Below are 26,091 nucleotides of genomic sequence, written 5' to 3'. Positions count from 1 at the left end.
CAAGACAGCGGGATGCAAAAGAAAACCCGCGCTGGGCGGGTTTTCAAGACTGACTTTGATTCAATCTGTGCGGTTCATTTGGGCAAGGATTTCCTCAGCCGCCCGCTTTGGCGATTCCGCGTGGCAAATTGCTGACACCAGCGCAACACCTGAAAGCCTTGTCGCCATCACCTTATCAAGGTTTGAGGTGTTGATACCGCCAATCGCGACAATCGGATAGCCGCTTTGCTCAACGGCTTTCCTCAACCCATCAATGCCCCATTCTTTCTTGATATTAGTTTTTGTTGGCGTCGCGAATATCGCACTGAGACCAAGATAATCGACAGGTAAGTTATCGGCCTCTTTAAGCTGGACTTCGGTTTCAATCGACAGCCCCAGCAGTTTGTCAGGACCAATCAAATCACGGGCAATATCCGCTGGCATGTCCGACTGTCCAAGGTGCAAGCCATCCGCATCAACGGCTAAAGCCACATCAACGCGGTCATTGATGATAAGTGGAACGCCGGTTCCAGCCAGAATCGCTTTCACCGCATTTGCCCGCTCGATAAACGCCCTGACATCACCGTGCTTCTCTCGCACCTGCACCATGGTGACACCACCTGCCACAGCTTCGGATACCACGTTTTTCAACGTATCCAAATCCTGTTGGTCATCAGTCACCAGATACAAGCGATATGGGTTCACCGTCTTTTCCGTATTCATGAGATTTTCAAGCGTTTGAGAAGCGTCGCTTCATCTAATTGATATAGCGCATCCAGGATTTCAACTTGCAAACTGCCCGGCCCCTTTGACCTTTCAGCGGCAATTTCTCCTACCACGCCCATGACGGCTGCGGCTGCAAGTCCGGTCTTCTCCCCGACAGCTGCAAATGCGCCAGTGAGAGCAGACAGCGAGCACCCCATACCCGTGACGTAAGGCATCATTTCATGGCCGTTGTTGAGCTGGGTTTCCCCTTGAGATGTCACGATGTAATCTGTCGCGCCAGAGACCACAAGGTTACAGTTGTAAGCTTCGACCAAATGCCGCGCTGCCCCAAGTGCGGCTTCGCTGCTGTCCAGCGCATCCACACCTTTGCTTTGCGCTCGCTCTCCGGCCAATGCAATGATTTCTGAGGCATTGCCCCGAATGATGAGGGATTCAGCCCAGGCTGCGATTTGTCTTGATGTCTCGGTGCGAAGCGCACTGGCTCCACAACCGACAGGATCCAGCACCACGGTTTTCTTATTCAGGTTGGCTTGCTCAACAGCATGAATCATGCGCGGCGTCCAAGCGCTGTCCAGCGTACCGATATTGATCACCAAGGCACCGGCAAATGACATCATCTCTGCCATTTCCTTCTGGGAGTGCGCCATGATTGGGGACGCACCGAGCGCCAGCAACGCGTTGGCAGAGTTATTCATCACCACATAGTTAGTAATGTTCACCACCAGCGGTTTGGACTCTCTAACCTGTTTAAGTGCCGCTACGATCGTTTCTGTGTTCATCGCCTGCTCCTTTTCAGCGCACCGCGCCGTGTCCTTGGTAAAAGTGATTTACCGGGCCGTGGCCCTGCCCGACTTCGAGTTCGTCCGCGTGAGAAATGGCCTCTGAGATATAGTGTTTGGCCAGAGCTACAGCCTGACTTAACTCATTGCCTTGCGCCAGATACGACGCAATAGCCGAAGACAGCGTGCAACCTGTGCCGTGCGTATTTTTGGTCTGCGTGCGTTTGGCAGAGAAAGTTTCTACGTGGTCTTCGAAAATCAAAAGGTCATTGCTGTTTTCGTCGGACTCCAAATGCCCACCTTTCAAAAGCACCGACCCAGCACCCAGAGCGCGCAGGTCTGCAATCATCTCACTCATCTCTTGCTCGGTTTGGGGCACCTCCGCGCCTGTTAATGCGGAGCCTTCCGGCAAATTGGGCGTAATGATATTGGCCAACGGCAGCAGTTCACTTTTCAGCGTGCTGATGGCCTCTTGTTTCAACAGCAAATCGCCACTGGTTGCGACCATCACAGGGTCAACCACCAGATACTGAGGGCGATAATGGCGGATTTTTTCTGCGACGACTTTGATGATATTGGCATCTGCCAACATACCGACTTTCACCGCGACCACATTAAGATCGGAAAACACCGCATCCAATTGGTAGGCAACGTGCTCGATAGGGATAGGAAAAATGGCAGACACGCCACGGGTGTTCTGTGCGGTAATTGCTGTGATCACCGAGCAGGCATAACTGCCTGTCGCAGAGATGGCTTTGATATCTGCCTGAATACCTGCGCCCCCACCGCTATCAGAACCAGCAATGGTCAACACAATAGGAGTGCTTTTTGATGATATGGGATTGGAAGATGTGTTCATATGGGTTCCCTTTAAAGACTCAGGGAACGGAGATCGAGCGATAGAAGAAATCCGAAGGAATGCATATCGTTCGAAATCATAGTTCCCTACGTCAGTACTAACTGCCTCAGGTTCAACGGGTCACGCGATGCGTTCTCAGCCAAATGGCTCCCCGACTATTTCTCTGATAGTAACAAGTTCGGTGTTTAGCGCAATCACTAAGTAAGATTCAACGTTTTGTTCTGTGGAGAGCCACTCACTGGTGGGAAAAACCAGCAATCTGTAGCGAGTGATATTGAAAGCCATTGACCTTACCGTAGGGGGAAGGTTTATTCTGGATCTAATGTCGTTTCGCTATTGAAGTTAGATGCGTATTTCTTCTCTCAGAAAATACTGGATATCCATCATCAGCCTGCTTGCTATGCTGGTGTCGGCTATTGCATCTGGCTCCCCAATGAATGCAATGGAAATGATGACGCAACATCATCAGCCTGTTGTCGCCTGCGAAATGAAAGAGCAAATGGCTAACCCGCATGCCAGTCACACCATGATGACCGAAGCCTCTGCCCCTGACTGCGGCTCAGCAGCAGGCATGGACCACAACTGTTGCCCAGCAACCTGCTTCTCTGCTTTTGCGCTATTCACAGACCATCAAACATCCCCCCTCAATCAGGCCAAACTGGCACTGATGAATACCGACCTGTCAGCCCCGACGGTCTATCAACCACAGTCTCTCTACAGACCTCCAATATCCTAAATCCATCATCTTGACCTTATTGCGCCCGAAATAAGGCGCTGAGTGTGTTTTCGCGTCGCTTTTCGACGCCAGAAATGGATTTAGTTATGAAATTCAAACCAAGCTTACTGGCTTTGTCGGTATGTGCTCTGGTCTCTGTCTCTGCACCTGTTTTTGCCCACAGCGTGGCAACATCAGCTGAGATAACGGCAAAGCAAGACTTTCTGACACAGTTGATTGAACAGGCGCTGCGCTACGATGCCAGTCGCAAACAGTTTTATGCGCAATCTCAAGCCATGCGTGAAACCGGCATTGCCAGCGCAACACTGATGGACCCGAAACTTAAAGTCGGGTTCGGCGGGCTGCCTATCGACAGTTTTCAGTTCGACCAAGACCCAATGACCAATATCTCTTTGGGTCTGATGCAACAATTCGAACGTGGTGAAACCCTCTCGCTACAGCAAAGAAAAGCCAATCACCAGGCTGACGGTATGTCACTTCAAGTCGACGCCCGCGAGCGCGATATTGCCAATGGTGTTACCCAACTTTGGCTGGAACTGGGGTATCAGCAACAAGCCGAAGATATCCTGAAAGAAAACCAACGCCTGATGCGCGAACTGGCCAACTTCATTCAAACCAATTATTCGATTGGTAAGAATGAAGCGCAGGATCTACTGAATGCCCAACTGCAAGTGAGCAAGCTGGATGAAAAGCTTCAGGCCAATGCCCAAATGCAGCGCCGCATTACCTCGCAGCTTTCCGAGTGGCTGGGTACAGAATGGCTGGCACAAAATGGTCAACTTCTCACGTCAAACCAACTCGATTGGTTACACCTAAACCAACGCATTGAACGCTCAGACGGCACAGAGCATTACGCACTATTGGTCGATCACCCTAAGGTCAAAATGACCGATGCCGCCATTTCAGCCAGCGAAACGCTGGTAGAAATTACCGAGCAAGCTTACGCACCGCAATTTGGTGTTGAAGTCATGTATGCCTACCGACAGGCAAACGGCATGAACGGCCAACCAGCATCCGATTTAGTCAGTGCTTACCTGACCATGGATTTACCGCTGTTTACGGATAACCGTCAGGATAAAAACCATGCTGCTGCCCAGTACCAGGTAGGTGCAGCCAAATCCCAGAAAGATCTTCTCCTCGCACAGATGAACGCCAAGGTGAATGCCTTGCTCGTTGACAGGGAAAACCTGGAACAGCGTTTGGAGCGCTACCGAAACACCCTGACTGAACAAGCAAAGGCGCGTACTCAAGCCGTTGAACGTGGATATCAGAACAACACCGCACAGTTCAGCGATGTGATTGCCGCTGCCAGCGATGAGCTGACACTCGCGCTGGAAAAACAGCGCCTTATCACTGACCTGAACTTAGTGAATAGCAACCTCGCTGCTTTGCTGGGTGGCTTTGACTACCGCGTCGAAACGCCGAATATCGCACAACCAACAACAAGAAACGCTCATCAATAACGGGGAAATAACAATGAAAACAATGCAAGTAGCCACATTGGCGTTACTGATCGGTGGCGTGATTGGGTTTAGAGCGAATCAATTTATGGCAGGGCACCTCTCTTCGGCACACAGCCATGATATGTCGGCCATGGCGGAAAGCACTTCATCTGCAGGCTCAGACGAGCCCTTGTACTGGGTTGCCCCCATGGACCCTAATTATCAGCGAGATAAGCCCGGCAAGTCACCCATGGGGATGGATTTGATCCCGGTTTATGCCGAAGACCTGGCTGGGGGTAACGACAAACCCGGCACAGTGAAAATCGATCCTGCGGTTGAAAATAACCTTGGCGTGAAAACGGCAGCCGTTGAGTTATCTCAACTATCTCCACGCATCGAAACCGTCGGTTACATCGCCTTCGATGAGAGCCTGCTATGGCAAACCAACGTCCGTGTCGCGGGCTGGGTTGAGAAACTTTACATCAACGCAGTCGGAGAGAAAGTCAGTAAAGGCGATGTGCTTTTCACGCTGTACTCTCCTGAACTGGTCAAAGCGCAGGAAGAACTGCTCAACGCCTACCGCACTGGCCGAAATGGTCTCGTTAAAGGCACGACCGAACGTCTGGTTTCACTTGGCGTCGACCGCGAACAGATCCAGCAAATTAAAAAGCGTGGCAAAGCCTCACAAACTATTGAAGTAAAAGCACTCGCTGACGGTGTCATCGCAAGCCTAAACATTCGAGAAGGGGGTTATCTCTCACCTGCACAAGCCGTGATCAGTGCTGGCCCTTTGGAAGAAGTCTGGGTTGATGCCGAAGTCTTCGAACGTCAGGCGCACTGGGTGAAAGCAGGCAGCAAAGCCACCATGACACTCGACGCGATTCCCGGTCAGGAGTGGCAAGGTAAGGTCGACTACGTTTATCCGATTCTGGATCCAAAAACCCGTACCCTTCGCGTTCGCCTGAAATTCTCGAATCAGGATGGCGATCTCAAACCCAACATGTTCGCCAATATCGCGTTGCAACCAGTGACCGATGAAGCAGTGGTAACCATTCCTAAGTCGTCAGTGATCCGCTCTGGCGGTATGACCCGCGTTGTATTAGCCGAAGGTGAAGGGAAATATCGCTCTGCCCGCATCGAGATTGGTCGCGAAGCAGGCGATAAGATCGAGGTGCTGCAAGGGCTGACAGAGCAAGATCGCATTGTCACTTCTGCGCACTTCATGCTGGATTCTGAGTCTAGCCAATCTGCCGATCTCGCCAGAATAAACGGTGTAGAACCACCACAAGAAACTCAGTGGGCAAAAGGCGAAATCACTAACGTGATGGCAGGCCACCGCATGCTGACCATCAACCATGAACCCGTTCCAGAATGGAACTGGCCGGGCATGGTGATGGATTTCACCTTTGCAGAAGGCATCGAAATGGGCGACTTCTCTGCAGGTCAGGCAATCGACTTCGAGATGCAGAAAGGCGCTTCCGGTCAATACGAAATCGTTGATTACAAAGTCAGTGAAAGCACAACACCAAATGAAGTTTGGGTCGTCGGCGATATCTCCATGTTGATGGCAGATTTCGGCATGATCACACTCAACCACAAGCCGGTAGATGAGTGGAACTGGGAAGCAGGAGAAATGAACTTCTCGGTGGATGGAGACGTTGACCTTGGCAGTTTTGCAGAAGGTCAGACGGTACGTTTTCAGGTTCAGAAAAATGGTTCTGACTACACACTTAAAGCGCTGGAGCTGAATGGAGGTAATCAATGATTGGCGCAATTATTCGCTGGTCGATTGCCAACCGTTTTCTGGTGTTGGTCGCGACCTTATTCCTGACATTGGGTGGTCTCTACAGCGTAAAAAATACGCCTGTTGATGCCATTCCTGATTTGTCTGATGTTCAGGTGATCATCAAAACCACCTATCCCGGCCAAGCGCCACAGGTAGTGGAAGATCAGGTCACCTACCCACTCACTACCGCGATGTTGGCGGTGCCGGGCGCGGAAACCGTACGCGGGTATTCTTTCTTTGGTGACTCGTACGTTTACATCATCTTCAATGATGATACCGACATGTATTGGGCTCGCTCCCGTGTGTTGGAATACCTAAGCCAGGTTGCACCCAAACTGCCACCAAATGCCAAGCCCACCCTTGGCCCGGATGCTACCGGTGTGGGCTGGATTTACAGCTACGTGTTGCAGGATAAAACCGGGCAACACGATCTGGCTGAACTTCGCAGCTTGCAGGATTGGTTCCTGAAATACGAGCTTCAAACGGTCGAAGGTGTGTCAGAAGTGGCCACTGTCGGCGGCATGGTGAAGCAATATCAGGTACAAATTGACCCTGCCAAACTGCGAGCGTATGACCTGACCTTGCAACAGGTCAACATGGCAATCCAGAACGGCAACCAAGAAGCGGGCGCGTCGGTGATCGAAATTGCCGAAGCCGAGCACATGGTGCGCACCACGGGTTACCTTTCCAGCGTGGAGGATATTCAATCACTGCCTATCAAGGTCACCGACAAAGGCACGCCTCTGTTGCTGGGTGACATCGCGGACATCAACATCGGCCCGCAAATGCGCCGCGGTATCTCCGAGTTTAACGGTGAAGGTGAAGCGGTTGGTGGCGTGATTGTCATGCGCTTTGGCGAGAACGCCAGCGAGGTGATTGCCAACGTTAAAACGAAACTGGAAGACCTCAAACGCAGCTTGCCGGAAGGTGTGGAAATCGTCCCAACCTATGACCGCTCGACGCTTATTGATGCGGCCGTTGAGAACCTCTGGAAGAAGCTCGCGGAAGAGTTCATCGTGGTTGCGGTGGTCTGTGCCCTGTTCCTGTTCCACATCCGCTCGTCGCTGGTTATCGCCATCAGTTTACCCATCGGAATTCTGTCTGCGTTTATCGTGATGCACTGGCAAGGCATTAACGCCAACATCATGTCGTTAGGCGGTATCGCTATTGCCATCGGTGCCATGGTGGACGGCGCTATCGTGATGATAGAGAACGTCCATAAGCACATTGAACGAACGCCGCTGACGGACAAAAATCGCTGGCAGGTGATCAGCAAAGCGGCAGAGGAAGTCGGTGCGCCACTGTTCTTCTCACTGCTGATCATTACGCTGAGTTTTGTCCCCGTGTTCGCTCTGGAAGGTCAGGAAGGCAAGATGTTCTCGCCGCTGGCATTTACCAAAACCTACGCAATGGCTGCCGCTGCGGGTTTGGCGATCACACTCGTGCCTGTGTTGATGGGTTACTTCATTCGCGGAAAGGTACTGCCTGAGAACAAGAACCCGGTAAACCGCGGTTTGGTGGCGCTATATCGCCCACTGTTGAACCTCAGCCTGAAATTCCCGAAAACCATGATTGTGGTAGCAATAGCTCTGATGGCGTCGGCGTACTACCCCACCAGTAAGCTCGGCAGCGAATTCATCCCACCGCTGGATGAAGGCGACCTGATGTACATGCCAACCACTTACCCTGGCATTTCCATCGGTAAAGCGCGCGAACTGCTGCAACAGACTAACAAGCTGATCAAAACCGTACCTGAAGTGGAATCTGTCTGGGGCAAGATTGGCCGTGCTGAGACCGCGACTGACCCTGCCCCGCTGACCATGATTGAAACGGTTATTCAGTTGAAGCCTCGCGAAGAATGGCGTGACGGCGTCACGACAGATTCACTGCGTAAAGAGTTCGATGATCTGGTGAAATTCCCCGGATTAACCAATGCCTGGGTAATGCCAATCAAAACCCGCATCGATATGCTCGCAACAGGAATCAAGACACCGATTGGTATTAAGATCGCGGGCCCAGATTTAGCGGTGATTGAAACCATTGGCTCCCAACTTGAGCCAATCCTTAATGGCGTCGAAGGAACAGCCTCAGTTTACGCAGAACGCGTTGCTGGCGGGCGTTACGTCACCATCGACATTAAACGTCGTGCCGCCGCCCGTTACGGCCTCAGCATCAAAGATGTTCAGCAGGTGATTACTACTGCAGTGGGTGGCATGAATGTCGGCGAGACCATCGAAGGCTTAGAGCGCTACCCCATCAACGTGCGCTATCCGCAAGATTACCGCGACTCAGTGGTCAAGCTTCAGGAGCTGCCTTTGGTGACACCAAACGGTGCACGAATTGCACTGGCGGATGTCGCAGATATTCGCTACGAAGATGGCCCACCGATGATCAAAACGGAAAACGCGCGTCCTAACGGCTGGGTGTTTGTCGATATCGATGGCCGGGATCTGGGCTCTTATGTGGCAGAAGCACAGCAAACCGTCGCAGAAAAGTTGGTACTGCCAGCGGGATACTCACTCGCTTGGTCAGGGCAATACGAATACATGGAACGTGCCAAAGAACGCTTGAGCGTTGTTGTTCCTGTGACGATCGCCATCATCATGCTGCTGCTTTACATGAGTTTTCGCCGTGTCGGTGAAGTACTGATCATCATGGCTACCCTGCCGCTCTCTCTGGTCGGCGGCCTGTGGCTGATGCACTACCTCGGCTTCAACTTCTCTGTCGCTGTTGGTGTTGGTTTTATTGCTCTCGCCGGTGTTGCCGTCGAGATTGGCGTCATCATGCTGGTTTACCTCAATCAGGCTTGGCATTACCGCAAACTCCATGCTCAGGAAGAAAGCCAAACACTCAAGATGACGGATTTAACTGACGCCATTCGAGAAGGCGCAGGCTTACGTGTCCGTCCGGTCATGATGACGGTGCTGACAGTCATCATTGGCCTTATCCCCATCATGTATGGTGAAGGCACAGGCTCTGAGGTTATGCAGCGTATCGCTGCGCCAATGATTGGCGGCATGGCGTCTGCTCTGTTACTTACCCTGCTGGTTCTCCCAGCCATCTTCAAGCTTTGGAAAAACAAAGAAGTCACCCAAAACGCATAACAAATCCACTGGGCTGAAAAGCCCAGTGATAACCATTTTTAAAAGGATAAACACGATGAAGAATACGCTGATTGCACTTTCTCTGGCTCTGGTTACCACTGGTGTATTTGCTGACACGATGGACCATTCGAAAATGGATCACGGTTCTATGGACCACAGCACGATGAATCATGGAGAAATGAATCACAGCGCCATGGGTCATGGTGATATGGACCACTCTAAAATGGACCATTCAAACATGATGAACATGGAAGGCATGTCAGCGGTAGGTATGCCAGCTAACGGCGCGAAGCCCGACAAAGTGGTTCACGTCATCCTGGCTGATGATATGCGCATCAACTTCAAAAAAGACGTGACTATCGAACCTAACGATGTGGTGCAGTTCGTGGTGATGAACGTGGGTAAAATCGACCATGAATTTTCTATCGGTTCGATGGAAGAGCAACTGAAACATCGTGAGATGATGAAAACCATGACGAGCCACCACGATCATGATTCAGGTAGCACAGTGACCGTTAAACCGGGTAAAGCCAAACAGCTGCTGTGGCACTTCCATGGTGACAAGAGTGTGGAGTTTTCCTGCAACATCCCAGGCCACGCAGAAGCCGGTATGGTGAAGAGTGTGGAGCTTTAAAAGAGCGAGGAATGCGCCGCGCTTGAGCGGCGCATTTTATGACTAGAGACGAACACCACCATCAACCGTCACCGATGCATTTCGCATTGCCAATGAAGCATCAGACAAGAGGAAAGCCACTGAACCACTGATATCACCAGCCTTCAATGCTCGTCCAATTGGTGTTGTTTCCATATCCTTGGCCAGTGCTTCTATCTGATCTTCCGACAAACCCGCTTTCGACTGGATCTCTGTCAGCGTCACACCTGGCCGCACGGAGTTTACCCTAATTCCCCGGGGGGCAAGCTCAAGGTTCAATATTCCCGCCATCCCTTCAAGTGCCGCTTTGCTGGCGGTATATACCGCCGTCCCCGGAAACGCCTTTTCGACAACCACACTGGAAACAAATACGACGCTGGAAGGGTTTTTCATCAATGGAAGCAACGCCTGAAGCGTTAAGTACGGACCAAAGGTGTTGACGGCAAATGTATGACCGAAATCATCCACGTTCACTTCACCAATAGGCTTCGGAAAAAAGACTCCCGCATTTAGCACCACACCATCGAGAGTGACATCTTGCTTCTTCAACGTATCAGCTAGCGCCTGAATGTCTTCCGGCTTCCCACTATCACAATGGTATGCAGAGACACCTAGCTCACCCGATACGTTATCCAACTTCGCATTGTTTCTTCCCGTAATGAGAACATTCGCACCAAGCGCTTTCAATTCAGAAGCCACTTGGTAGCCGATACCTGCCGTGCCACCCGTTACTAAAAAGGTTTTATTTTTCATCGTCATTCTCCTCGATATACGCGTTATGGAGAATTCATAGTAGTGGCTAGATTGTTTCCAAATAAGCTACTAAAATCGAATCACAATGTTTCCATATAAGAACCAAACTAATGGAACAACTTCACCTACAACTACCTAATGTGTACATTTTCCGATTGGTTAGCGAACTAGGCAGTTTTCAGGCTGCTGCCACACAGTTAAACATTCCACGCTCATCCGTGAGCAAGAAGATTGCGCAACTTGAAGACTATTTGCAGCAAAGGTTATTGCAACGCAGCACCCGTAATTTGAAGTTGACCGAAGATGGGCTTCGCCTTCTCGAAGCCACTTCGGGCCTAGAGGGTTTACTTTCTGGCACCCGAGATATACTCATCGAAAAGCAGGCAGAACCTGTTGGGCGCGTGACGTTAAGTACGTCTTCACTCATAGGGCAGCAATATCTGACACCTCACATCAAAATGATTCGCGCTCAGCTTCCAAAGGTGACGCTTCATATCAGTTATTCTGATGATGTCGAAGATTTGCTTGATGAAGGGATTGATATTGCCATCAGAACCGGAAAACTTCCTGACTCTTCGTTGGTGGCCAGATCAATTGGATGGAAAGACCCCGGCTGCTTTGCATCACCAGATTATCTAGCTTGTCATGGAGAACCCCAAACCCCCGAAGCCTTGCGTGAACATGATTGTCTTGTCTTCAAAAACAACAAGAGCAAGATGAACCACTGGCAGTTTGAAAGTAAAGAGGGTGGCATTACATCCATTGCCGTCGAGGAGTCAATTGTTGCCAATAGCGGACGAGCACTGATCGACATGGCGGTTCAGGGGCTGGGTATTGTCCACGTTGACCGACAAACAGTAGAAGCCGAATTAAAATCGGGCAGTCTGGTGCCTATTCTTAAACATTTTCCAAGCCCAGCCAGGTTACCGATACAGCTTGTGTGCCTAGGGAAACATACCCGAAGCAAAGCCGTTGATGCGGTATGGAACTACTTGTGTGAGGCCTTGCCCGCCCATTTATCTTAGGGGCTGCTGCCCTTTGAAAATGATTGGGGCCGCACAAAAAATAGCCGCTGAAGCGGCTATTTTTTTCCAACCGAAAATCACTTAACGCGACTCACCGCGATGCCGTAAGCCTCGGGAATCTTCCCTAGTAGAACATTGGCCGCCGCTTCTGCACTTTCCGGTCTTGAAGAGTGCGCGCATAGGTAGTGAGTCACATCAGGGTAAACCAATAGGTCATAAGGGCTTCGCAATGCAACCACAATCAAGTTGTCGAAATCCCGGCTGAGCTGTTGAACCGTTTCTTTCGCCTTCACCTGATCAAAGTCTTCTCCCGGCAGCGGGTAATTTTCTGTGACCACCACCAGATATCCATCATCACAGTGATTCAGCGTTTCGAGGGTCACCTCTCGGCTATTACTATGTTCCCGCAGAAGCACCTCTCTAAAGGTGCCAAACGCGGATTCTGCCTGATTCGGACCAATGCCACGCGGATTCATCAGGTTGTGGTAGCTTTCCGCAGGCGTAGCGTTCAGCAAGTAAACCGGTTTCTCAGCCACATCTTCCAAACCGCCGCGAATCCAGGTAACGGCGTTTTCCGCCACTTCACTGGCAATCAGCCTGTTTTGTGCGAAGGAGACCTCGGCATAGCGCGCCTGAGGTACCAATTTATCTAGTTTAAATGCCACGACGCGCTCCAACGCAGAATCAATCACAGACTCGTCCAAATCGCCAGATTCCACCGCATCAATCAGGCCATGGATCATTGCCAACTGCTTGTCGAGATACGCATCAGAATGATCGTAATGCTCTTCTGAAAGCATAATCATGGTGATACCCGCTTTCATTGCCTTCACTGCTGCGTCTACCGGGGTGTAGTGGTTTTGAATCGCACCCATGTTCATGCTGTCTGAAATGATGATGCCATCGAAGCCCATATCTTGACGCAGCACCTGCTGCAAAATCGCCGGAGACAAGGTAGCCGGATATTCCCTGTCAATTTGTGGATAGAGAATATGACTGGTCATGATGAGATCAACACCTGCATCGATTGCAGCCTGAAATGGCGCTAAATCGTTGGCTTTAAGCTCATCATAGGATTTATCAACCCGTGGGATTTCACGGTGTGTGTCACCATGGGTGTCACCATGTCCGGGGAAGTGCTTAGCACAGGCAACAATACTGCCAGCATGGAGTCCTTTCACCGCTGCGGCTGAATGGCCACTGACTTTATCCGGCTGATCACCAAAAGATCTCGTGTCTATGATCGGAGAAGCTGGGTTCAGGTTCACATCGCAACAAGGGCCGAGAATACAGTTAAAGCCTGCGTTTCGCATTTCATCGCCGCAGACTTTATACATCAACTCTGTCCCTTCAGTGCTGTTTTGCACGCCCAAAGCCAGATTGCCCGGTCCTGTTGTGGATTCACCGACCAACACACCCCATGCGCCTTCTTGATCTACACCCAATAGCAATGGAAGCCGATGATTTTTTCCCAACAAATCATCAAGCGCTTTGTTGAGGCTCTGGGCCTCTTCAAAAGTTTCCGCATTGTCTTGGCTCAGGTAACAGCCGCCAAGGTTGTACTCGGTAATCATGCGCTCTGCTGTGGCAGCTGATTTCCCAGGAAACGCCAGAATAAACAATTGCCCAACTTTCTCTTTGAGACTCCATCCAGCAATCAGGTCCGCGACCTTTTCTCGGCTCATTTCTCTCTCCTTAACAGGGTGATGAATCAGTGTTGTTTCGAATGACAGTTATCTGGGTTGGCAGCGAAGAAATTGGCTTCAGTGGCACTCTGTGCAGTTTCAGGTATTGGTGGCTGTATTAGTATCTCTCATCTGCACATAAAGGCACCTGCTCCGTTAGAGGAAAAGAAGGTGCGATTACCGTGTTAGAAAAGTCGGCTCGCTTGGCCGGTAATTCATTGAGATAGCGATATTGACGAGCCGCAGCCTCACCTGCGACTTGCTTCAAAGCTTTCCTGAAAACCTGATCAGTTTCGAGTTCGTTTAAAACTGGTTGACCAGATGGTGATATTTTCAGACAAACGAAGTAATCGCAATAAGATAGGCGTTCTAGGGAATAAATTTGGCGGTAGTCGATGTCGATTTTGGGATAAGCATTAAGCGGAGCAGCCTGCGAAGCTATGGCCATCATGGAGAAAAAAGCCCCTGTCAAAATCGTCTTAATTTGCACCCAACCCACCTTCAATGAATCAAAGTTCAAGGAATTCATCTTAGTTTAAGAGCTTGAATTTAAGCGAGATAAAAACTTAGCGCGCGCATAAAAAAGCAGATGTCATCGCAAAACACGACAAGTCGAAGTTTCTCTGTTTCTTCCAAAGCGCTTGGAACATTTTCAATTTGTAGTGGCAGATGAGTGAGCGTAAGTAAAAAGGGAGTTGTTGTTCCACTTGCCAACGTTATCGACACCCTTCATTGATTCATTCCGTAACAAAATGACCAAATAAACATACATCAGCATTTCAAGCCGAAATGACTATCAAATTGGATGAAGTGTAAAATATTCCGACAAAAGCACTAAATACAGGGGTTATCAGAGAGATGACTCACTACTCTCTGTAACACGTGTGTGGCCATAATTGGATTCACCTCTCATATCAAACCCAAAATTTCGGACATTCGTTGCAACAACAAGACAACACAGGTCATATAATCCTTCCACTATTGAAACAGGACTCAATAATTAACCGATGTCACGATGCACTCCCTCTTATAAAAGCCTTGAAGTGTTCCTCGCTGTTGCCAGAACCCAATCCTACTTCCTCGCGGGAGAGGAAATGTGTATCGATGCAACAGGCGTCTACAAGCACATTAAGACTGTCGAGAATTACTTTGATCAGCGACTGGTGCTTGGCAGTAAGGGGAACGTAAAACTCAGTGAAGCCGGAAAACAATTGGCAAAGCAGTTAAATGATGGCTTCGAGATCATCAATTCTGCCTGCTCAACGCTTAAAAAAGACGATTCGCTGAATGTAAAACTCCCTATTTCTTTCGGGCTGCGCTGGCTGCTTCCTAACACTCACGATAACTTTTCATTAGCCTCCGAGTTCGGCCAATTTCACTTTCATGTTGCCTACAGCCATACCATCGACTTTGCAGATGAAGACTTTGATATGGCCGTGGTTTATACCGTTAACAGCAAAGACCAAAAGTTCTACGATGAGCGGCTTGTCGCCGTCGCTAAGCCTGAATATCTTGAAACGCTCATCGACGCCTCATGGCCGGAATTGCTCAAACACGGTCGTATCATTCACCCTTCTTCAACAGAAGCTGATTGGGAGATTTTTCTGGACAAGTTGGATATGGATGTTCGCCAAAGTTGGTGTTCGCAACGAATGATGACGGATTCCATTAGCAGTGCGATCTCTATCGTTAAAGAGATTGGTGGGATAGCCGTCGTTGACCCTCTTTTTATTCAAAATGAACTCGCCAGCGGAGAGTTGGTCATGGTGACGCCGGAAGTTGTGCCGACAGGCTTTGGCTATAAGCTTGCTGGCTCGCGCGTTATGCCGGACGAAGACGCTTATCGCTTTTTGGAAAAGTGGCTGACAGAAAATTGCCAGTTCAATCTCCCTGCTCTATCACAGGCTGATGTCGCATAAAAAGAAACTCGCCTTAGGGCGAGTTTTTTATCGTGTGTAGTGGCTCATCTAACAGAGCGTATTAAGAGTTTACTGGCACTTCGTCACCTGACTCATCGCGCTGCTTTTCACCCGGTCTTCGCATGTTTGCTAACATGCTTGCTCCTAAGATCAATGCACCACAGACCACATCAGACAATGTTGGGACTTCTTTGAAGAACATCACGCCGATGATGAATGCCATAGGTACTGACAGGTACAACAACACACTGCCTGTTGCCACATGCGCACGACGAAACCCCATAATAATAAAATAGTTATAGGCATTACCCAATACGGCTGCGAGAAGTACAACACCCCATTGCATAGCCGAAATTTCCACCCAGCCTTCCACGAACACCGTCATTGGGAGGGATACTGCGGCCAACGGTACTGCCAACCAGAACAGCATAAACTGAGGGTTTTCCTCTGATCCCAAACGCTTATTCAACACGTGCTCAATTGCCAGCGTCAGTGCTGCCACGATTGGCGCAATCACACTAAATCCGCTGCCTGCATCTTCAGGTCTATTGATATAAAACACCGCGCCAAAACCCACTAAACTCGCGATAACGTTCTTCAGCGAAATCTTTTCACCGAGTAGAACAACAGCCAGCGGGATAATGAAAATGGGCTCTGCAAACAAAATGGTAATCACAGTGGCAAACGGCAGATTGGCCAAGGAGTAAAACAAGGCATAGCAACCCACCAGGTTGAGCGCAAAGCGCCAGTAGTAGATACGACGATCTTTAATCTTCTCGCGCTTTTTCCAGTAGTAGGCCACCACAGGCAAGATGACTAAAGCGCCAATTATCCAGCGCATAAACAGCAACTGCCATGTCCCGATATCGCCACCAGCGAGCTTGATGAATGCATCCATGGCTGTCGCGGAAACGACAGCCAGGAAAATCATCGCCAGCCCACTCCAATGCGTTTCTCTATGCAAAAGACGCCTCCTTGTCCTCTTGCTCAGTATCAAACCATGGCGTTTCCGCACGCTGTGGTTTAGCAACAACATCGTTTAGGTACTCATAAACAGAGCCATGGTAAAGTCCTTTACCATACAGCCACTCATCGTTGTAAACCGTGTTCAGATACTTTTCTCCACCATCGCAAATCAAACAAACCATGTTGCCGCTGCCTTCACGCTTCGCACAGCGTTTAATGGCTTCGTAAATCGCGCCACCCGCTGACCCACCCACCAGCAATCCGTGCTCACGGGCAAGATATCGACAGGTTGTGAAAGCTTCCGCATCGCTGACGCGAACACCTTCGTCAAGAAGGTCATGGTCATAAAATGGCCCCATCACATCACCCTCTGGCATACCCGTCCCAGATTGCCAGTAAGGCCCACTTGGAAAACCGAAAATCACCGAACCAACCGGTTCCACACCTACAATCTCCAGCGCTGGATAACGCACGCGAAGTGCCTCGCCTACACCAACAATACTTCCGCCTGTGCCAACACAGCAAACCAGGCTATCAAGGTTGTCGCCAAGTTGTTCCTGAAGCTCTACCGCCAGCGTGTTGGTGTAACCTGCAGGGTTCGCGGCGTTATTGCACTGATCCATAAACAGACCACCATCAATCGAAGCTGCGAGGTTTCGTGCAGTTTCAATGCGGGCCACTGTTGCCACTTCATCATCGGCAAAGTCACCTTCCAACAGGTGTATTTTCCCGCCATAGGCTTTGACTGCTGCGAGCTTGTCAGGTGCCGCGTGATGGTCAACAACCGCAATGAAGTTGATGCCAATCTCGGCACACATATATGCAAGGGCAGTGGCTGTGTTTCCGGAAGAAGATTCCACCACTGTTCCGCCGCGCTTCAATCGGCCTGAGCGCAACGCATCAAAGAGCATTTCGCGTGCCATGCGATCTTTCATGCTTTGTCCAGGATTATTCTTTTCCACTTTTAGCCAAAGTGTCCAATCACTGTGGGCAAACCTCAGGGCAAGCATCGGTGTCTCACCAATCATTTGGTGCATCGCTGTGCAGAGTTTCATCCTCGTACCTCCTCGATTGAAAAAGAATCTTCCTTGTTATCCAGAACAACTTTGTTAGGGATAGGCAAACCATGAAAACGGGTTTCCAGCAGGTCCATCAGGTAACCCGCTGTATTGTTGAAAACCAGCAAATCGCCGGCTTTGGGCATTTGGGAGAAAGGCACCTTGCGATAAGTCAGTACATCTTCTTCAAGGCAGCTCTGCCCTGCGATATAGGCGCGGACGGCATTAGTGGGTTTAATGACTTCTTGAGAGACTGGAAGATGAACAGGATCGACGATAAATTCCGAATTGAACCAGGTTTCAGAGAAGCTGAAGCTGAGGCCTTTTACTACGACACAATGGTCTCCAGCATTAGTGGTTTTAGTGCCCAGCACCTCAAAAACGGTAAATCCAGCACCATCCGTTAATGCACGTCCTGGTTCAACACTGAGTTCAATGTTGTTCGCTCTCAAACGCTCAGCATTGCCGCTTTCGAGCAGCACTTTTTCTACAGCAGTCTCCAACGTATCTGGGTGCCAGTAGGGATAAAAGCTTTTTGGCATTCGACCCGCAACAAAGTCCTGTTTGTCGATGGCATTTTGGAAGCGTCGCCAAGTGGCTTCTTCGACATAGCGAAGTGGATAGCCACCGCCAATGTTTATTGCTTTCCAGCGAATATCAGCGCCATACCGCAACGCATCAGCAATATCCAATAGTTGAGAGAGTGCTTTGCCACGCTCTAGCGGGCAGTAACCGGAAAGGTGAAAGCCTGCCCCTTCCAGCTCAATATTGGACAAGCTATCAGCAACCAAAGAGGCTGCTTTCAATTTGTCGGTGTTCATCCCAAAACGGGTGTAAGGCTGATCTGCATTCCAGCGCAGTAGCACACGCGCGGTTTTTCCAATCGATACAGCAAGGCTCTGGATTTGAAGCAACTCTTCATCGCTGTCGACAACAATTCTCGCCTCTTGTCTCAGCGCCAGTGTCAGAAATTCTACTGATTTAAAAGGACCCGATAAGCTGCAGTCTTGCCCGCGCACACCTTGCGTTAGTGCCAATTGGAACTCTTCAAGGGATGACACATCTATACCAATCCCTTCCTCGGCGGCCGCCTTTACCAGCGCAGCAGAACGATTGGTTTTCATGGCATACAACACTTGAAAACGCTCTCCCAAATATCGAGAAAGCACGTGCTTCACACCCACAATATTTTGCTTAACTCGATGGGGTAACATGGCGTGAAATGGGGTGTTTGCCGCTTTGGTGATAAGGGGAAAGAGTTGGCGATAAGGAAGCGACAGATCCTCTTTTGCAGGGAAACGGGTGTCGAAGTCGTTATTCGCTTCTACCGCCGCCCTCGTATCCATACTGATATTATTCATTGCGTCTCCAGCGTCCAGGCTACAAATCAGGACAGCCGCGTGAAAAATTCAAGCATCTTGGCTGTGTTCAAATACCCGAACAATCTGAGCCACTCGCTCCTGAGAGCATCAGATTGTCGGTATCTATGATTAATTTTCAGGACATCACACGCTATGGAAATAAGTGCACATTAGTCTGCAGTTTTTGCATCCCTTTGCTGCGAAAGCACTCTTCTGTTTATCTGCAGCTAACTAAATACTGGAGGCGGCGTTATTTCACTCGCCGGAGCCTGTGGCGCATAATCAGCATGCTTTGGAACGGTGCTCCCCACGCCAGAGTTGGTCAGGAAAGGGATAATCCAAATCAGCCAAGGCGGTTGCGGACAATCAAACGCTGAAGAAGTATCTGACAACACTGCTTCGGTGAAAGGTGCACCTAGCTGAAAGATGTCTCCAGTGCTGAGTTCAAACTCAGCCAAAACATGCTGCCAGACCGATTTGCTCATCCATTTTTTGAGAAGCACTTCATAACTGACCCGAACAAGTTCCGCGTTGATTTGTTCATCCTGACCCAGTCGCTCTTCCAAACAAGCGAGTGGTGGCGGAAGACGTTCACCAATCATCAGTTGAACCATGTCTATGACGGTCAGACGAACTACACCGTACCCCATGAGATCGAAAACAACAGAGGGTAGATCAGCTCGTTGGGTTCCAACCAAAGGACGGCTCATATCTTCTACATTTCGAAGTTTGACCCTAAACGAAGCTAACATTTGGTCTTTGCTATCGGTCGCAGCCGCCCGCCCCTGCTGTCCTGACATGATGGTCAGGGCTCGAAGCCGATGCAGCGTGGCGAGAACAAGGCTAAGCGCCATGTCCGCCTCTTTTTTGCTTTCAACCGTGCGGCTGAAATTACCTTGGGAATAGCCACTCAATCTACACAGTTGAACTGCGCTAAAATTGAGTTTTTCCAATTCTCTCCGAACAGCTTCTGATGGTGGAGCATGGAGTCTCAGCATATGGCACGCCGTCGACTGCAATTCACGAACAAGCATTCGGGTACTTTCTGCATCTCCCCACCGATTTAGTGGAAACAAAGCAGGCAGAAATTTTGATGCGGCGCGGACGGAACCATCCTGCATACCGGCAAGGCAAAACATATCACTCCAAGAAAGAACCACTGTATCTATCCGTTCCTGATAGCAGAGGTCTGCGGTAAATGTGCCGTTGTCTTGAAAAGACAACGGGCGAAGGCAATGGGCATAAGTTGGTTGTGTCATCACTCCCTCCCTAAATAAAAAGCGAGGCTATATACAACGCTAACTTCTTGGGTTAGCTCGAGTAGATGACAGAGTACAGATTTGGACTAGGTGATATTTGGAATTGTTTGCAACCGCGATTGCAGGAAATGCACTTGTGTGAAGTTTGAAGGAGTTAGTGATACTGGGAGCTTACAAATTTGAAAAAACCACTCAAAGAGCAGGCTTAATCTTAAATGGTGGAGAAATACATGTGTCCATCTCACTAACAGCACATATAATCTCAGCGAGCAATCCAGTACTTAGAAACACTCCTGATAGTTCTAACAACAATATCGTCACGACCATCAAGTATAATGATTCCTGCGAAATGTTTACGGTCAGTCGTTGCGATCTTTTCCCCTACCACTTACTTTTATGGCTTTTTCAAGCTTTACAACCAATGTATCTCGTGAAAGCTCAATGATCGGATTATGAAGGAAAGTTTCTTTTTCATTGACCCAATTAAAGTACTTAGGGTTGAATTTCCGATACTTTAGCGTTGCTGACAGGTGGATTGGGGATAGTGCCCAATCAGGTATTTTGAACTGGTAATCCACCGTATCGATGCCACCTGCAGGAATAACGTTCACAAAGCTTTTACCCACCATGTTGAACAAATCATGACGCCACACTTCTTTCCCAAACCTGTCCACAGCAACTTCTTTGTAGACAGTTGCACTATTTTCTATTTCTCCGCCTTCGAGCAAGTGACCGCTGGAGAAGATTTCGTTTTTCTCAGCATCAAGGACTTTGAATTCAATCCAGGATTCACTGAGATCAATAGTACCTGCAGGGAAATTGTGGCCTACGCCATTATTGCTCACCAAAATCCTAACTTGGTTCTCATTGCCACGAATGAATGATACTGGCGGTTTTCGCTTAGCCCCTGCATCCAAACTAACAAACAAATCTGTTTCCTGTGAGGTATTGTTTTCAGGGGGTTCAATATAAATCGAGACCTTGTCCTGTTGCAGGAAGTCTTTCGTGAGGGCATATACCTCATCATGGCCAAAATGTTTTGCCAGCGCCGCATTTGCGCCAAGGAAATAATGTGAGCGTACTTTTCCCTCGCTATCAGCAGCAGGGTCGTCAGCTGCTATACGCGGCATATGGCAAGCTTGGCAGTTCTTTTGTTCACTGTGGTTTGAGCGCCCGTCTTTCCCAAGGTTAAATTTGCTTTTACTCCATGCAAGGTATTCATCTTGCATTTTCACCCACCCCCAATCATTCATGGCTGCATCCATAAATTGGGTGTGGCAAGTGCTACAAAATTCCGCCGTGCGCTGAATATCCGGCGATAATTCCTGTATGTGTTGCTGTGGCCGGAGGTTTAGTGCCAGCAAGCTTAAACGTTCTAAGCCAGGTGTCGATTCAAAAACATACTTACTTTTGGGGTTAAAGTTGTAACTGGCCACCCCTCTGGTGCTGTGTATTTCATTTATCCCATGGCACGACATGCAGCCAACGCCTTCTTTGTTTTGCAGCGTTCCTTTGACGCCGCCGTGCTCACCACCCGGTGTAAGCGCCCCACTTAGCAAAGCAGTGGGGGCATGGCACCCCTCACAATACCTCGTTGCTTCAATTCCCTTTTTGCTTTCTAGAAGGTTAATGTTCCTAACGTATGCCGGGTCATCGGCTGCATGTTTGTGTGCGGATGCCAACCACTGTTCACCGATACCGATATGGCAGGTAATGCATTGACCAGAGTTACCTATCTCATGGATGGGAACAAATTCATCGTTAGTGGTAGTGGCGAGGCTCGGCGCAAATTTTCCGTCACCGTAGGGGAATGCATAATCCGTAACCTTAATGGACGGTGTCGTATCCATAAAATACTTATCGGCAGCAAATAAAGTCGCCGCGACCACTAGAGTTATTAGCACGCCGTTGAGGGAACTGCGCCAAATCCCCGTCATGTAGGCTTGGCTGCGGCCATTGGAAGGGGTGTCTCGGCTTGTCAGGATATGATAAAGCACATGAAAAACTAAACTGGCGATAAGGAAGTATGATGCAACCCGATGGACACTGAGTACTTTTTCGTTAGCGACCAATGCACCGTCGTATGCGAGATACCCGCCGGTAACGACCAGAGACACTGCGCACAGCAACGCCAGCACGCCAAGCAAAGAAACGCCCCGTTTTCGCATTCCCAACGTCCGCTTGGTATGCACGACAACATAAGCAAATACACAGGAGCCCCAGATAATGCTCACCAATAGGTGGACAAGCGATAGCAACTGGCTTAGCTTGCCCGGTGGCAAGAAAAGCTGGTTGAGCACACCTGTTAGCAACACAATCAACAGCGATGTACTCACGCCTCTTAAATAGCCATTTTCCCTTAGGGTTTTATCTTTCATATGTCTTCACCAACAGATCCGCCCAAGGGAATGAGTCCAGTTTCTTTTTCGTTTTCTGTAATTGCAGTAGCCAAACGGGTGACAGTTCTAGGCGATTAACGAAGCTATATTCGATAAACGCATCTAACCACTCGCCTTCCAGCTTCGTAATGTCCAACTTTTGGTAGGCATCTGACCAATAGATAATTTCCATTAGGGTTTTGTTGTCCACATCAAACAAACTTTCGGTATACAACCTATTTGAAATAAGTGCCGCTCCCAGAGCATCCGCTTCATATAACAACCGAAGCTTTTGGCCCTTAAAGCCCAACTGAGCATAGCTGCCCTCATTCCAAATTCGTGAGCAAGCATCGAACAGTGCTTTTCGTTCACCACATTGCTTCATCATCGCTAGCAAGAAACTGACCGAATACGAGTTCTCCTCACGACTAGATAGCAATGACATCAATGCCGCGTTCGACATGTATGGCAAACTCTGATGAGGGGAAAGCCTCCCTTTCTCTAGTTGCTTGCTCAGCAACACATCAGTCGCATCTGGATCGATACGGTGCAAAAGTCTGGCGAACTCCAATGCTTCCTGCTCACGCAATGAGCCCAATGCTACAGACGCAAGTTCACCTGACTCGCTATTCCTCAACAAAAAATAAAGTGCGACACTTTTGTGGAAAGGGATCGGCGATGCCGCATGTTTCAACAGCGCCTCATTTTCTGCGCGCAAAAGGCGCATGACTGCCGCCCCATCATTCAGTGCCACGGCTTTGGGGTACATTTTAATGAGCGCGGTGTGAGTCTTGTTAACAACGTCCGGGTTGGATGTCATATCAGGCTGCAGGGTTGCTATGTATATTTCACACTCAAGGAGGACAATCGCATCGCTTTCCTTGTCGCATTGCAGGCTTACAGCCTCAAACGCGTCATAGTACTTAAGACGCGAGAGCGCCCTCAACGAGGCGGCGCGAACAACAGGGTCTTCGTCCGCTAAATGGCCGGTTATGGTACTGCCCAAGGTTGGTTCTTCAGAAAAAGATAGCCCTTCCACTGCACATACAAATTTATTCCGAGATCCCAAGGATCCTGCTTTCAACAGCGGCGCATAAAGCAACTGCTTTGTGTTTGGCAGGATCTCTTCTTCTTCAAACCAGTACGATAACCGGTACGCCAAATGGCAAAACGCCTTATCGTCCAATTGCTCGAACAAGGGGGCAACGTAATCTACAAATACCTTTTGCTCCGTGTGGATGATGATATCCAGCAGATCTTCTACAGACTGAGTGGACAGCGATGACAGGTCATACTGTAAAACATGAGAAAGAACCCAACTGACGGTATTCACCAACCTAAAATCTGATTTGGATTGGCCATCTCTCATGCCAACGGAATGAGCAATGGAACCAATGAACATGCTTAATTCATTGTCACTAAGCGGCGATGCTCGTTGAAGGGCTGTCCGCAACTCTTGTTCATCTTGTACTCCCATTACCTGATGAAAGAGGTTCTCCCATGTGTGGGAAACGGACATTGCCTGCTGTTTGGGGGCATAGAGGACTGCCTCGCCGGATTCAAGGTCTACCCTGTAGACACGCTCAGTTTCAAGCCCAGAAAAGTGAAGTTCCTTACCTGATGAAAACTGCACCCTAAGTGTTGTGTCTGTCGGATGGGTACCCAATCCAAAATGAACCCGGTTCTGTGTCGAAGAAAGGTAGGGCTGCGTTTTGTCGTAAACTTGCTCATGGAACGTACCATCCGACACCAGTTGCCATGTACTACCATCACAAAGCGAAGCTGGCCTGCAATCGAAGCTTATCCAAGGATTGCCATTCCCCTGATTGATAAACAGTGAGGCAAACCCGTTGTTATTGAAAAACACCACATCGAGAAAACCGTCATTGTTGAAATCCGCGTAGGCAGCCCCCCGCGAAGAGCGGGACAGCATCGGAACAAAGTTTTTACTTTGGTTGGAGAACCACTCACCATGCTGCTGCAGCAAAAGTACGTTGTGTCCAGATTGAGGGCGGTACTTTGAGTTAATTGAGGGCGTATGGTAACCAACGGCGACTACCACATCTTCCATGCCATTGTTATCAAAGTCAGCGACTAACGTTCCCCAACCTGAAAGTGTGGTAAGTTCGCTGGTTTGTATACCGTGTTCACTTGCCAAATTTTTCCGTGGTGATCCAAACCTGAACAGCTCCAAACCCGTATTTTCGACCCCCGTTACCAACCAGTGTCCTGCATTGCCAACAGTAATGCGAGAATACTGTACTGCCGCCCTACCGTGTGGCTCAGTCTGGTTTGAGTCGACTTGGTTTGCTAAAGGATTAAAAAGTTTACTCGCCGACCCGGCAGCATTCGCCAACAAATAGCTGCGATTGCTGTCGCCTTTTTCCAAACTGTTAGGGGCAATTGAAAAAGTTCGGAACTGGCCAAATGGCAATACACTGCTAAATGGGGGACCAATGCGACCTTCTTGCCCAACAAAGAGGGCGTTGTTACTAGGCGCAAAGCCTTCAAAAGCAAACTCACCACCTAAATGGTAACGGTATTCTTCTTGTCCAACTTTAATGTCCCGCTGGTAATCCACCAGTGTCGAAACCAATAGGTCTTGCCGGCCATCGTTATTGATATCGTCGAACTGCAGGGAAGTCGTCAGCGCATTTGGGCTCGCTAATTTCAAATGGTAAGGCTTGTAACCCCGGTCCCCACTCAAAAACAAGCGCACAGCCCCCTTTAAGCCAACAGCAATGTCAGGTACCGAGTCGTGGTTGATATCTTTGCTTGTGCACCCAAAGCCTGTTACCTCTTCCCTTAATATCTGGGGAGAAACGTCTTCAAAATACAAACCGCCGATGTTTTGGTACAACACGGTTTTTTGTGAACTTAACCACCAGTGCTCCCTGCCATATCGTTTGGTCACACCGAGGCCCGCGACAATGAGCAGGTCTTGGAAACCGTCTTGATTGAAATCGAGCACGCAGCCGCCACTGGCATAACTGTCTTCTATACTCGACAGTGTTCCAATCCGGCTTTGGTGTTCAAACTCCACACCCCACATCAACGACTGCTCCAAAAAACGCACAGTACTGCTTTTTTGGGGCGCGGATGTTTTAGGAGCTTCACTGACAGGTGACGAGTCAATCACTGCTACTTCGTCTGGGGGAAGCAGCGCAGCTATCACCAAACAAGAAAACAAAAAACACAGTACAGCATTATTGCTCAGCAATATTTTCAATGCGTTTTCTCTTGCTAAAAAGAAGACTACTTGATTTCTACCTTAAGCGGCATTACAAGGCGCTACTCAAAGGCAAAAACGACATTCAACGAGTCCTGCAATGCCGTATTCCCGCTACGTTTTGCCTTTAAGGGAGAACCCTCTGATTGCACCGAGATGTCGAACTGCCCTTCAGGGAGGTCTTCAAAGGTCACTTGACCGTCACTTGAGGTACGCTTGTTGGCGATGTAATTGCTGTCCGTCCAGCTGATAACCGTCACCACAGCGTGTTCGACAGGATTACCTTGGTTCGTGACTACCACCGATAAGAGCGGGCTTTCTGTTGCCCCATTCGCTGAGCTAAATCCGACAAACGAAAGGAAAGCTGCGATAATTGCTGGTTTTGAATTCATTTC

General features: G+C 49.3%; 20 protein-coding genes and 1 riboswitch. Of the genes, 7 read left to right on the top strand and 13 right to left on the bottom strand.

Annotated elements, in window-relative coordinates; all coding sequences use genetic code 11:
• Positions 1-60 precede the first annotated feature (60 nt).
• The 3 genes from thiE to thiD are packed head-to-tail and all read right to left on the bottom strand — an operon-like array spanning position 61 to position 2,343.
• Entirely contained in the window at positions 61-684 is a 624-nt protein-coding gene (gene thiE / locus GCE9029_RS03435; protein ID WP_197475341.1) for a thiamine phosphate synthase, read from the bottom strand.
• 14 nt (positions 685-698) lie between these two features.
• Positions 699-1,484, bottom strand: coding sequence for a hydroxyethylthiazole kinase (gene thiM, locus GCE9029_RS03430; RefSeq protein ID WP_062661038.1), 786 nt, complete (start codon positions 1,482-1,484; stop codon positions 699-701).
• Positions 1,485-1,497: 13 nt separating this feature from the next.
• The gene (gene thiD / locus GCE9029_RS03425; RefSeq protein ID WP_062661037.1) at positions 1,498-2,343 is read right to left on the bottom strand and encodes a bifunctional hydroxymethylpyrimidine kinase/phosphomethylpyrimidine kinase; all 846 of its coding nucleotides are present in this window, start codon (positions 2,341-2,343) and stop codon (positions 1,498-1,500) included.
• A gap of 66 nt (positions 2,344-2,409) precedes the next feature.
• Positions 2,410-2,507, bottom strand: a riboswitch (TPP riboswitch).
• Positions 2,508-2,689: 182 nt separating this feature from the next.
• Here thiD and GCE9029_RS03420 point away from each other — a divergent pair.
• The 5 genes from GCE9029_RS03420 (at position 2,690) to copI (ending at position 10,045) form a co-directional block, all read left to right on the top strand.
• Positions 2,690-3,079, top strand: a complete 390-nt coding sequence (locus GCE9029_RS03420; protein WP_062661036.1) for a hypothetical protein — start codon at positions 2,690-2,692, stop codon at positions 3,077-3,079.
• Between the two features lie 86 nt (positions 3,080-3,165).
• A complete protein-coding gene (locus GCE9029_RS03415; RefSeq protein WP_062661035.1) occupies positions 3,166-4,542 on the top strand; it encodes a TolC family protein in 1,377 nt (458 codons plus the stop codon).
• Positions 4,543-4,555: 13 nt separating this feature from the next.
• Positions 4,556-6,286, top strand: coding sequence for an efflux RND transporter periplasmic adaptor subunit (locus tag GCE9029_RS03410; protein ID WP_062661034.1), 1,731 nt, complete (start codon positions 4,556-4,558; stop codon positions 6,284-6,286).
• Positions 6,283-9,411, top strand: a complete 3,129-nt coding sequence (locus tag GCE9029_RS03405; protein ID WP_062661033.1) for an efflux RND transporter permease subunit — start codon at positions 6,283-6,285, stop codon at positions 9,409-9,411. Before GCE9029_RS03410 ends, GCE9029_RS03405 begins: the two co-directional genes overlap by 4 nt.
• 55 nt (positions 9,412-9,466) lie before the next feature.
• Positions 9,467-10,045, top strand: coding sequence for a copper-resistant cuproprotein CopI (copI, locus tag GCE9029_RS03400; protein ID WP_062661032.1), 579 nt, complete (start codon positions 9,467-9,469; stop codon positions 10,043-10,045).
• A gap of 42 nt (positions 10,046-10,087) precedes the next feature.
• Here copI and GCE9029_RS03395 read toward each other — a convergent pair whose 3' ends face one another.
• Positions 10,088-10,816 carry an SDR family NAD(P)-dependent oxidoreductase gene (locus GCE9029_RS03395; protein WP_062661031.1) on the bottom strand — a complete coding sequence of 243 codons (729 nt, stop codon included), beginning with the start codon at positions 10,814-10,816 and terminating at the stop codon, positions 10,088-10,090.
• A 110-nt stretch (positions 10,817-10,926) separates the two neighbouring features.
• Here GCE9029_RS03395 and GCE9029_RS03390 point away from each other — a divergent pair, with 110 nt between their 5' ends.
• Positions 10,927-11,841 (top strand): LysR family transcriptional regulator, encoded by a 915-nt coding sequence (locus GCE9029_RS03390; protein WP_063856839.1) that lies wholly within the window; start codon positions 10,927-10,929, stop codon positions 11,839-11,841.
• A 77-nt stretch (positions 11,842-11,918) separates the two neighbouring features.
• On the opposite strand, the gene GCE9029_RS03385 is transcribed toward GCE9029_RS03390, so the two are convergent.
• A complete protein-coding gene (locus GCE9029_RS03385; RefSeq protein ID WP_062661030.1) occupies positions 11,919-13,526 on the bottom strand; it encodes a glycoside hydrolase family 3 N-terminal domain-containing protein in 1,608 nt (535 codons plus the stop codon).
• Positions 13,527-13,644: 118 nt separating this feature from the next.
• Positions 13,645-14,016, bottom strand: coding sequence for a hypothetical protein (locus GCE9029_RS03380; protein ID WP_062661029.1), 372 nt, complete (start codon positions 14,014-14,016; stop codon positions 13,645-13,647).
• 517 nt (positions 14,017-14,533) lie between these two features.
• On the opposite strand from GCE9029_RS03380, the gene GCE9029_RS03375 reads away from it, so the two are divergent.
• Positions 14,534-15,445, top strand: a complete 912-nt coding sequence (locus GCE9029_RS03375; protein ID WP_082804260.1) for a LysR substrate-binding domain-containing protein — start codon at positions 14,534-14,536, stop codon at positions 15,443-15,445.
• A 61-nt stretch (positions 15,446-15,506) separates the two neighbouring features.
• Here GCE9029_RS03375 and GCE9029_RS03370 read toward each other — a convergent pair whose 3' ends face one another.
• From GCE9029_RS03370 to GCE9029_RS03340, 7 genes are all read right to left on the bottom strand, one after another.
• Positions 15,507-16,409 (bottom strand): DMT family transporter, encoded by a 903-nt coding sequence (locus tag GCE9029_RS03370; protein ID WP_062661027.1) that lies wholly within the window; start codon positions 16,407-16,409, stop codon positions 15,507-15,509.
• Complete coding sequence (locus GCE9029_RS03365; RefSeq protein WP_062661026.1) at positions 16,402-17,466, bottom strand: PLP-dependent cysteine synthase family protein; 1,065 nt, start codon at positions 17,464-17,466, stop codon at positions 16,402-16,404. The genes GCE9029_RS03370 and GCE9029_RS03365 overlap by 8 nt, the downstream gene beginning before the upstream one ends.
• Positions 17,463-18,830 carry an alanine racemase gene (locus tag GCE9029_RS03360; RefSeq protein ID WP_062661025.1) on the bottom strand — a complete coding sequence of 456 codons (1,368 nt, stop codon included), beginning with the start codon at positions 18,828-18,830 and terminating at the stop codon, positions 17,463-17,465. Before GCE9029_RS03360 ends, GCE9029_RS03365 begins: the two co-directional genes overlap by 4 nt.
• Positions 18,831-19,057: 227 nt before the next feature.
• The gene (locus GCE9029_RS03355) at positions 19,058-20,089 is read right to left on the bottom strand and encodes a hypothetical protein (RefSeq protein ID WP_062661024.1); all 1,032 of its coding nucleotides are present in this window, start codon (positions 20,087-20,089) and stop codon (positions 19,058-19,060) included.
• A gap of 359 nt (positions 20,090-20,448) precedes the next feature.
• Positions 20,449-22,467, bottom strand: a complete 2,019-nt coding sequence (locus GCE9029_RS03350) for a multiheme c-type cytochrome (protein ID WP_062661023.1) — start codon at positions 22,465-22,467, stop codon at positions 20,449-20,451.
• Positions 22,457-25,696, bottom strand: coding sequence for a CRTAC1 family protein (locus tag GCE9029_RS03345; protein WP_062661022.1), 3,240 nt, complete (start codon positions 25,694-25,696; stop codon positions 22,457-22,459). Before GCE9029_RS03345 ends, GCE9029_RS03350 begins: the two co-directional genes overlap by 11 nt.
• Positions 25,697-25,758: 62 nt before the next feature.
• A complete protein-coding gene (locus tag GCE9029_RS03340) occupies positions 25,759-26,088 on the bottom strand; it encodes a carboxypeptidase-like regulatory domain-containing protein (RefSeq protein ID WP_062661021.1) in 330 nt (109 codons plus the stop codon).
• Positions 26,089-26,091 lie beyond the last annotated feature (3 nt).

Origin of the sequence: Grimontia celer (genome assembly GCF_900055185.1) — a bacterium.
In the GTDB taxonomy this organism is placed as follows: domain Bacteria; phylum Pseudomonadota; class Gammaproteobacteria; order Enterobacterales; family Vibrionaceae; genus Enterovibrio; species Enterovibrio celer.
The sequence above is the reverse complement of the archived record's forward strand: the minus strand, read 5'-3'. Positions and strand labels throughout refer to the sequence as shown.

Excerpts from the sequence above, each read along its gene's own strand:
- GCE9029_RS03420 (WP_062661036.1), top strand. The coding sequence starts at position 2,690 with ATGCGTATTTCTTCTCTCAGAAAATACTGGATATCCATCATCAGCCTG.
- copI (WP_062661032.1), top strand. The coding sequence starts at position 9,467 with ATGAAGAATACGCTGATTGCACTTTCTCTGGCTCTGGTTACCACTGGT.
- GCE9029_RS03355 (WP_062661024.1), bottom strand. The coding sequence starts at position 20,089 with ATGACACAACCAACTTATGCCCATTGCCTTCGCCCGTTGTCTTTTCAA.
- GCE9029_RS03410 (WP_062661034.1), top strand. The coding sequence starts at position 4,556 with ATGAAAACAATGCAAGTAGCCACATTGGCGTTACTGATCGGTGGCGTG.
- GCE9029_RS03385 (WP_062661030.1), bottom strand. The coding sequence starts at position 13,526 with ATGAGCCGAGAAAAGGTCGCGGACCTGATTGCTGGATGGAGTCTCAAA.
- GCE9029_RS03360 (WP_062661025.1), bottom strand. The coding sequence starts at position 18,830 with ATGAATAATATCAGTATGGATACGAGGGCGGCGGTAGAAGCGAATAAC.
- thiM (WP_062661038.1), bottom strand. The coding sequence starts at position 1,484 with ATGAACACAGAAACGATCGTAGCGGCACTTAAACAGGTTAGAGAGTCC.
- GCE9029_RS03365 (WP_062661026.1), bottom strand. The coding sequence starts at position 17,466 with ATGAAACTCTGCACAGCGATGCACCAAATGATTGGTGAGACACCGATG.
- GCE9029_RS03375 (WP_082804260.1), top strand. The coding sequence starts at position 14,534 with ATGTCACGATGCACTCCCTCTTATAAAAGCCTTGAAGTGTTCCTCGCT.
- GCE9029_RS03415 (WP_062661035.1), top strand. The coding sequence starts at position 3,166 with ATGAAATTCAAACCAAGCTTACTGGCTTTGTCGGTATGTGCTCTGGTC.
- GCE9029_RS03350 (WP_062661023.1), bottom strand. The coding sequence starts at position 22,467 with ATGAAAGATAAAACCCTAAGGGAAAATGGCTATTTAAGAGGCGTGAGT.
- GCE9029_RS03340 (WP_062661021.1), bottom strand. The coding sequence starts at position 26,088 with ATGAATTCAAAACCAGCAATTATCGCAGCTTTCCTTTCGTTTGTCGGA.
- GCE9029_RS03395 (WP_062661031.1), bottom strand. The coding sequence starts at position 10,816 with ATGAAAAATAAAACCTTTTTAGTAACGGGTGGCACGGCAGGTATCGGC.
- GCE9029_RS03390 (WP_063856839.1), top strand. The coding sequence starts at position 10,927 with ATGGAACAACTTCACCTACAACTACCTAATGTGTACATTTTCCGATTG.
- GCE9029_RS03405 (WP_062661033.1), top strand. The coding sequence starts at position 6,283 with ATGATTGGCGCAATTATTCGCTGGTCGATTGCCAACCGTTTTCTGGTG.
- thiD (WP_062661037.1), bottom strand. The coding sequence starts at position 2,343 with ATGAACACATCTTCCAATCCCATATCATCAAAAAGCACTCCTATTGTG.